We start from the raw sequence: 5,874 nt of genomic DNA, 5'->3' as shown, positions 1-5,874 counted from the left end.
GCTCCGCCCTGTACGTCCTTGCGGCAGTCCGGCCACCGCGCACACGCGGACACCGTGGGCGCCCTGAACGTTCTACGGGCCGGGCTGGTCCGTCGCGACGCCAACCCGGCATAGCGAGAAGCCCCCGCCTCCAGGCGGGGGAGGAGCCACATGCCCGACGACGCACGCCATCTGCTCGGCCTGGCGGCCGCCCGGGAGAAGCGCTCCGGCGGCGTGGCCTTCGACCTCGCCGCGTTTCCCGAGGTGGTGCGCGTATACGCGGCGCAGAACGCGGCAGCAGAAGAGATTCGACGGTTGGCCCGGGAAGCTCGGGAGCTGGATGTACTGGCTGTGCGCGGGCTCGGTCTGATCGGGCTGAACGACAGTCTTCTCCGTGGTTGTCTGCCACGCGAGCAGGGCGGTAGGGGCCTTCGCATTCGGGTCGCTCTGCTCGACCCGGAGAGCGATGCTCTTGCTCGGCGGGCGGCTGAGATCGGCGAGTCCGCCGAGTCCCTCGCGAGAGGTGTTCAGCTGGCCGAGGCGCGGTTACGGGAAATGGCCGGCTCGTACGAGATCGGAGTGTGGCGGTACCGGATGCTGCCCACTTGGCGACTCATCCGCACTGATTCCACCCTGTTCATCAGCGCCTTCGACGCAGGATGGGAGGGCCACGAGTCGGTGACGTACAAGGTCATGGAAACGCCGCACGGGCCTCTGTACCGAGGGTTCCGCAGGATGTTCGAGGCCGTCGTCGACGGCGCGCAGCGCACGATGTGACTGGGGAGAGGGAACCGTTCGTGATCGAGGCGGAATTGAAGGCCCGAGTCCACTCGCCCGAACATGTCATGCGGCAGCTCGACGCCGTTGCCGCGGTCCGAGTCGAGGTATACCGGGATACGTATTACGACCGCCCCGACCGCTCGCTGGAAGAGGCAGGCGAGGAGTTGCGGGTACGGACCGTACACGGCGCGGACGGAACCCGCACGGTTCTCACGTTCAAGGGTGCGGCGGTCGACGCGGAGTCCGGGTCGAAACCCGAGTACGAGACTCAGGTCGAGGATGCCGCTGCCACCCACGCCATTCTGCGCGGGCTGGGACACGTCGAGCACATCGCCTTCGAAAAGCGGTGCCGCAACTATGAATTCGAGGCGCACGGCAGACGGATGCTGGCCACTCTGGTCCGCGTGCCGGAGATCGATGGGACATTCCTGGAGATCGAAACCCTTGTCGACCAGAGCGACGTGGCCCCGGCCCTCGATGCCATCCGCGCCCTCCTCGCGGAACTCGGTATCGGTGCCGAGGACCTGACGCGAGAGCTCTACACGGACGCCGTCGCCGCGCGGCGACGCGGCTGAGCCTGAGCTGGGAGTTTGAGGCCAAGGCGCGTTGCCACGCCCGCGCCCGTGTACGAACGCGCACCGTTCAGCCCGTCCGGCGATTGAGGACAAAGTACGTTGCCGCGCCCAGCGGACGAGCCGCATCACACCAGCCCGTCAGGGGGCACCTCCCAGCGGTAGCTGGGGGAGTTTGAGGACCGGGGTCCGGGGTGGAGAGCCCCGGTTACGTCCTGCGGAGGCGCGGAAACGATGGCACGGCGGCTACGAACACCAGCGACGTCAGCACGAACGGCCACGTGAACGTATGTCCCCCCGACGGCGCGAAGAACGACGTCACCGCAGTCGTCAAAGCCGTGGCCGCCGCCGCCGCGACAATGGCATAGGCGAAGCTCCACCGGTCCGCCACGACGAACACCCCGCACACCGCCATCGCCGTGAGCACCGCGTTGTACCCCATCAGCCCCTGCGCGATCCCGTCGGCAGGCGACCCCAGCGCCCAGGCGGTGGCGATGCCGACCACGCTGCCGAGACAGGCCACCAACCCCGCGGAGCGACTGGCGGCGAAGATGCCCAGCAGGAACAGCAGCCCCACGTACCACTGCGGCATAAAGAAGATCTGGCCGATGTCGGCGAAGAAGGCGTGCCACAGCTGGGTCCAGCTCAGCGACGTCGCCCCGGTCGCCGGGTGGGTGAGCGCGGTGGTGCCCGCGGCCCCCTCCCAGACCCGGTGAAAGCCGGGCGCGGCCATCGTCGTCGCGCTCGCCACGAGGCAGAAGGGGAGGGTGAAGGTCGGCAGGTTCCAGGAGGCCAGCACGTTGGACAGCGCCGCGGTGACGACCGTCACGACGACGGCCCCGCCGATGGCCAGGAGTACGGACGAGATCCGGTCGGCCCCGAGGAAGACGGCGCAGCCGGTGGAGACCAGGCAGGCGTTGAACCCTTCGAGCCCCGCCTCCACCCGCCCCCGGTCGACGCCCAGCAGCCGCGCCGTGGCGGTGCCGACGGCGGTGCCGAGCAGTCCGTAGAGCCCGTACTCCCAGCCGGCGGCGAAGAGGGCCGCGGCGAAGAAGAGGCCGGTGACGGCGCTCGGCATGAAGGTGACCTGGCCCTGGCCCTTGAGGACCTCGGTCAGGAAGCGGTACGGGGGGTTCGGCGCCCGGCCCGGTCGGGCTGTCTGCTGCACGTTCTTTCTCCGGCGTTACGAGAGGTCGTCCGCCGTGGGTTCGCGGCGCGCGACTCCCTTCATACCGGACGATCAGGGTGACCCCGCGGCCGTTCCGGTCAACTGTGTGTATAGGACAGTAAAATCGTCGGCCGGTGGCGGCGGTGTGTCCGCTCGCGATCGGCTGCCTAAGCGCTTGCTCAGCTTCGAGGTATGGTGTCCGTCCGGCCGGTGGAGGGTCCCCGGCCTACGGAGAAGCGGGGCGAGCGATGAACGCGGACGCGGACGCGCAGCGGGGCGAGGAGTGGGCCGACGTCACGCCCGACGCGGCCCGGCGGCTGGTCACCGCCGCCGTCGAGGCGTTCGCCGAGCGCGGCTACCACGCGACGACCACCCGCGACATCGCCGGCCGGGCCGGCATGAGCCCGGCCGCGCTCTACATCCACTACAAGACCAAGGAGCAGCTGCTCTACCGGATCAGCAGCGTCGGCCACCGGCTCGCCCTCGACCTCCTCACCGCCGCACGGGACGGCGGCGGCACCCCCGTCGAGCGGCTCACCGAGGCCGTACGCTCCTTCGCCCGCTGGCACGCCGACCACCACACCACCGCCCGCGTCGTCCAGTACGAGCTGGGCGCGCTGGCCGAGGACCACTACGCCGAGATCGTCGCCCTGCGCCGGGGCAGCGACGGCGCGGTCCGCTCGATCATCGAGGACGGCGTGCGGACGGGCGACTTCGACGTGCCGGACATCCCCGGCACGGCGCTCGCGGTGCTCTCGCTCTGCATCGACGTCGCCCGCTGGTTCAACGCCGAGGGCCGGCGCACTCCGGACGAGGTCGGCACGTTCTACGCGGGCCTCGCGCTGCGCATGGTGGGCGCGGGCACATCCGGCCAGTGCCCCGGCCCGCGATCCGGCCAGTGACCCGGCCCGCGATCCGACCAGTGATCCGGCCCGCGATCCGGCCCGCGATCCGGCCGTACTTACTAGCTAGAGGTAGAAGCGGCTGACGGTCTCCGCCACGCAGGCCGGCTTCTCGCTCCCCTCGCGCTCCACCGTCACCGTCGTCGTCAGCTGCACCCCGCCCGGCACCTCGGTCACCTCGGCGACGCGCGCCGAGGCCCGTACCCGGGAGCCGACCGGCACGGGGGAGGGGAAGCGGACCTTGTTGGTGCCGTAGTTGACGCCCATCTTGATGTTGTCGACCCGCATCACCTGCGGTACGAGCGCGGGCAGCAGCGCCAGCGTCAGATAGCCGTGCGCGATGGTCGCCCCGAACGGACCTTCCGCCGCCCGCTCCGGGTCCACGTGGATCCACTGATGGTCGCCCGTGGCCTCCGCGAACAGGTCGATCCGCTTCTGGTCGATCTCCAGCCAGTCGCTGGTGCCCAGCTCCTCGCCGACGGCGGCGCGCAGTTCGTCGAGCGAGGTGAAGATCCGGGGCTCTGCCATGTCGTGGCCTCCCAAGCAGTCGTGCGGGCTATCGCGGTTTTACGTTGACGAGATGATGATGTCTAAGCGCTTGCTCAGCATGGTTCGCGGACGCTCCCCTGTCAACGCGCCGCCGGGGCGCCCCGGCGACGGCCGTGCACAGCATCAATGTCCTGACGGCGGGCACCCGATGACAGAGCTGCCGTGCGCAGCACCACCAGGCGTCACACCTGGCATGGATGTTCATTTTGTTCCGAAGAGAGGAAAACATGGCTGACGAGCCAGGCAAGCCCAGCGGCGCTCCCGGGGCGGAGGGCGCGCCCGCGGATCCCTGGGGAGCACCGGCCGAAGGGCAGCCGGGGGCGCGGCCGTACGGCACGCACTACGCGCCCGGGGCCGGCTACGGCTACGGCTGGCAGGCCCCGCTGCCCAGCGGCCAGGCGACGGCGTCCATGGTGCTCGGCATCCTCGGGCTGCTGTTCCTGCCGCTGATCCTGCCGGTCATCGCGCTGTGCCTCGGGGTCTCCGCGCGCCGGAAGGCGGACCGGGGCGAGGCGGGCGGCCGCAGCCAGGCGGTCGCCGGGATCGTGCTCGGCATCATCGGCTGCGCCTTCGCGCTGATCGGAATCATCATCATCGTGATCTCGACCGTCGCCAGCGTCTGACGGTCTGCTGACGGGCTCAGGCCCTGGTCGCAGTCGCCGCCTGTTGCGAGCCTGCGGGCCTGCGGGCCTTACGGGTATGAACTCGCCCCTCCATGCACAGGAGCCCCACCCCGCCGCACCCGACGGCTGGGGCGGGGCTCCCCGGCCGGTCCCTCGTGCGCCGGACCTCCGCCGGTCGGACCTTCGCTTCTCTTCAGACCCCCGCGTACCGCCGCTCGAACTGCGGCCGCCGGGCCATGGACAGCGCCTCCGGCGTGAGCACGGGCAGCGGCACCACGACGCCGCACCCCGTGCAGACGGGACCCGACAGCGGATAGCGCTCCAGGTCGTCGTGCCATTCGAGGGGCCCTTGCGAGCAGACCGGGCAGCCGTCGCCCGGACCCGACTCCATGGCGGCGATCATGCGCCGCAACACCTCGGCCAGGCGCGCGGTCGGATGGTGCAGGGGCGTCGCGCAGGGCACTATGTCGCACCCGCCCCACGTGCGGCGGTGCCATTCGTCGATGGCGCTCGGCTGCCGGATGCCGTCGTGCTTCTCGCGCCGCCGCCGCTGCGCGAACTCGGCCTCGTAGGCCAGCCAGACCGCCCTGGCCTCCTCCAGCTCCTCCAGCGCGATGATCAGCCGGGCCGGGTCGGGGCCGCGGTCGTCGGGGGCCAGCCCGGCGCGGGAGCACAGGTGGTGCCAGGTGGCCCGGTGTCCGTAGGGGGCGAATCGTTCGAGGCATTTACGCAGGGACGTCCGTCGCAGCGCCGTGCTGTTGCGTGGATTGCGCACTTCTCGTGCGAGCGCTCTGAAACCGGCCAATGCTCCCACCTCCGACAAGCGGACTCGGACCGTTGTGGAATGGACGTATACCGAGGCAGATCCGTTCCATGCGGCTTCTGCCCCGCCGAGTCCGCCGAGTTGTGAGGATTTGGAAAGGTGACGGATGCTCATCTTCCGACCCGGCCGTACCGGCGGTAACGTCCGCCGCGACGGTCACCGGGAGGAGCAGGAATGCGACGGCGCATCGGCAAACTCGGAAAACTCAGAACGACCGCGACCGCGGCGCTACTGGCGCTCGGCGCGGCCCTCGTAGCCCCGGCGGCGCAGGCGGCTCCGGCGCAGGCGGCTCCGGCGCAGGCGGCCCCCGCCGAGAAGGCGCCGGCCGCCGCCGAGGACTACTGCCAGGGCCAGTGCGGCGACATCCTGCCGCCCGGCGAGAACGGCAACGCCACCCTCGTCGACATCCTCGGCAACCGCGCCTTCGGCACCCACCCCGAGCACAGCACCGACCAGCTCGGCCCGTACGGCGACCTCG

General features: G+C 70.6%; 8 protein-coding genes. 5 read left to right on the top strand and 3 right to left on the bottom strand.

The window, feature by feature from the left end:
- The first annotated feature begins 150 nt into the window (after positions 1–150).
- Together ACFU99_RS30215 and cyaB are read left to right on the top strand one after the other, a co-directional pair.
- On the top strand, positions 151–756 hold the full coding sequence (locus tag ACFU99_RS30215) for an XRE family transcriptional regulator (protein WP_384398046.1): 606 nt from the start codon (positions 151–153) through the stop codon (positions 754–756).
- 20 nt (positions 757–776) lie between these two features.
- Complete coding sequence (cyaB, locus tag ACFU99_RS30210) at positions 777–1,334, top strand: class IV adenylate cyclase (protein ID WP_384398044.1); 558 nt, start codon at positions 777–779, stop codon at positions 1,332–1,334.
- A 205-nt stretch (positions 1,335–1,539) separates the two neighbouring features.
- Here the strand turns inward: cyaB and ACFU99_RS30205 are convergent, their stop codons facing one another.
- Positions 1,540–2,499: an urea transporter gene (locus ACFU99_RS30205; RefSeq protein WP_384398042.1), complete on the bottom strand. Its 960-nt coding sequence runs from the start codon at positions 2,497–2,499 to the stop codon at positions 1,540–1,542.
- Positions 2,500–2,747: 248 nt separating this feature from the next.
- On the opposite strand from ACFU99_RS30205, the gene ACFU99_RS30200 reads away from it, so the two are divergent.
- Positions 2,748–3,401: a TetR/AcrR family transcriptional regulator gene (locus ACFU99_RS30200; protein WP_384398040.1), complete on the top strand. Its 654-nt coding sequence runs from the start codon at positions 2,748–2,750 to the stop codon at positions 3,399–3,401.
- A 66-nt stretch (positions 3,402–3,467) separates the two neighbouring features.
- Here the strand turns inward: ACFU99_RS30200 and ACFU99_RS30195 are convergent, their stop codons facing one another.
- On the bottom strand, positions 3,468–3,929 hold the full coding sequence (locus ACFU99_RS30195) for a MaoC family dehydratase (RefSeq protein ID WP_384398038.1): 462 nt from the start codon (positions 3,927–3,929) through the stop codon (positions 3,468–3,470).
- 248 nt (positions 3,930–4,177) lie between these two features.
- On the opposite strand from ACFU99_RS30195, the gene ACFU99_RS30190 reads away from it, so the two are divergent.
- A complete protein-coding gene (locus ACFU99_RS30190) occupies positions 4,178–4,573 on the top strand; it encodes a DUF4190 domain-containing protein (RefSeq protein ID WP_384398036.1) in 396 nt (131 codons plus the stop codon).
- A gap of 193 nt (positions 4,574–4,766) precedes the next feature.
- On the opposite strand, the gene ACFU99_RS30185 is transcribed toward ACFU99_RS30190, so the two are convergent.
- The gene (locus ACFU99_RS30185) at positions 4,767–5,378 is read right to left on the bottom strand and encodes a hypothetical protein (protein WP_384398034.1); all 612 of its coding nucleotides are present in this window, start codon (positions 5,376–5,378) and stop codon (positions 4,767–4,769) included.
- Positions 5,379–5,570: 192 nt separating this feature from the next.
- Here ACFU99_RS30185 and ACFU99_RS30180 point away from each other — a divergent pair.
- Positions 5,571–5,874 (top strand): hypothetical protein (locus ACFU99_RS30180; RefSeq protein WP_384398033.1); only part of this gene is annotated, 304 nt, incomplete at its 3' end.

It is taken from the genome of Streptomyces sp. NPDC057654, from assembly GCF_042800135.1.
GTDB lineage: Bacteria > Actinomycetota > Actinomycetes > Streptomycetales > Streptomycetaceae > Streptomyces.
This window is presented reverse-complemented; position numbering and strand designations above follow the sequence as displayed.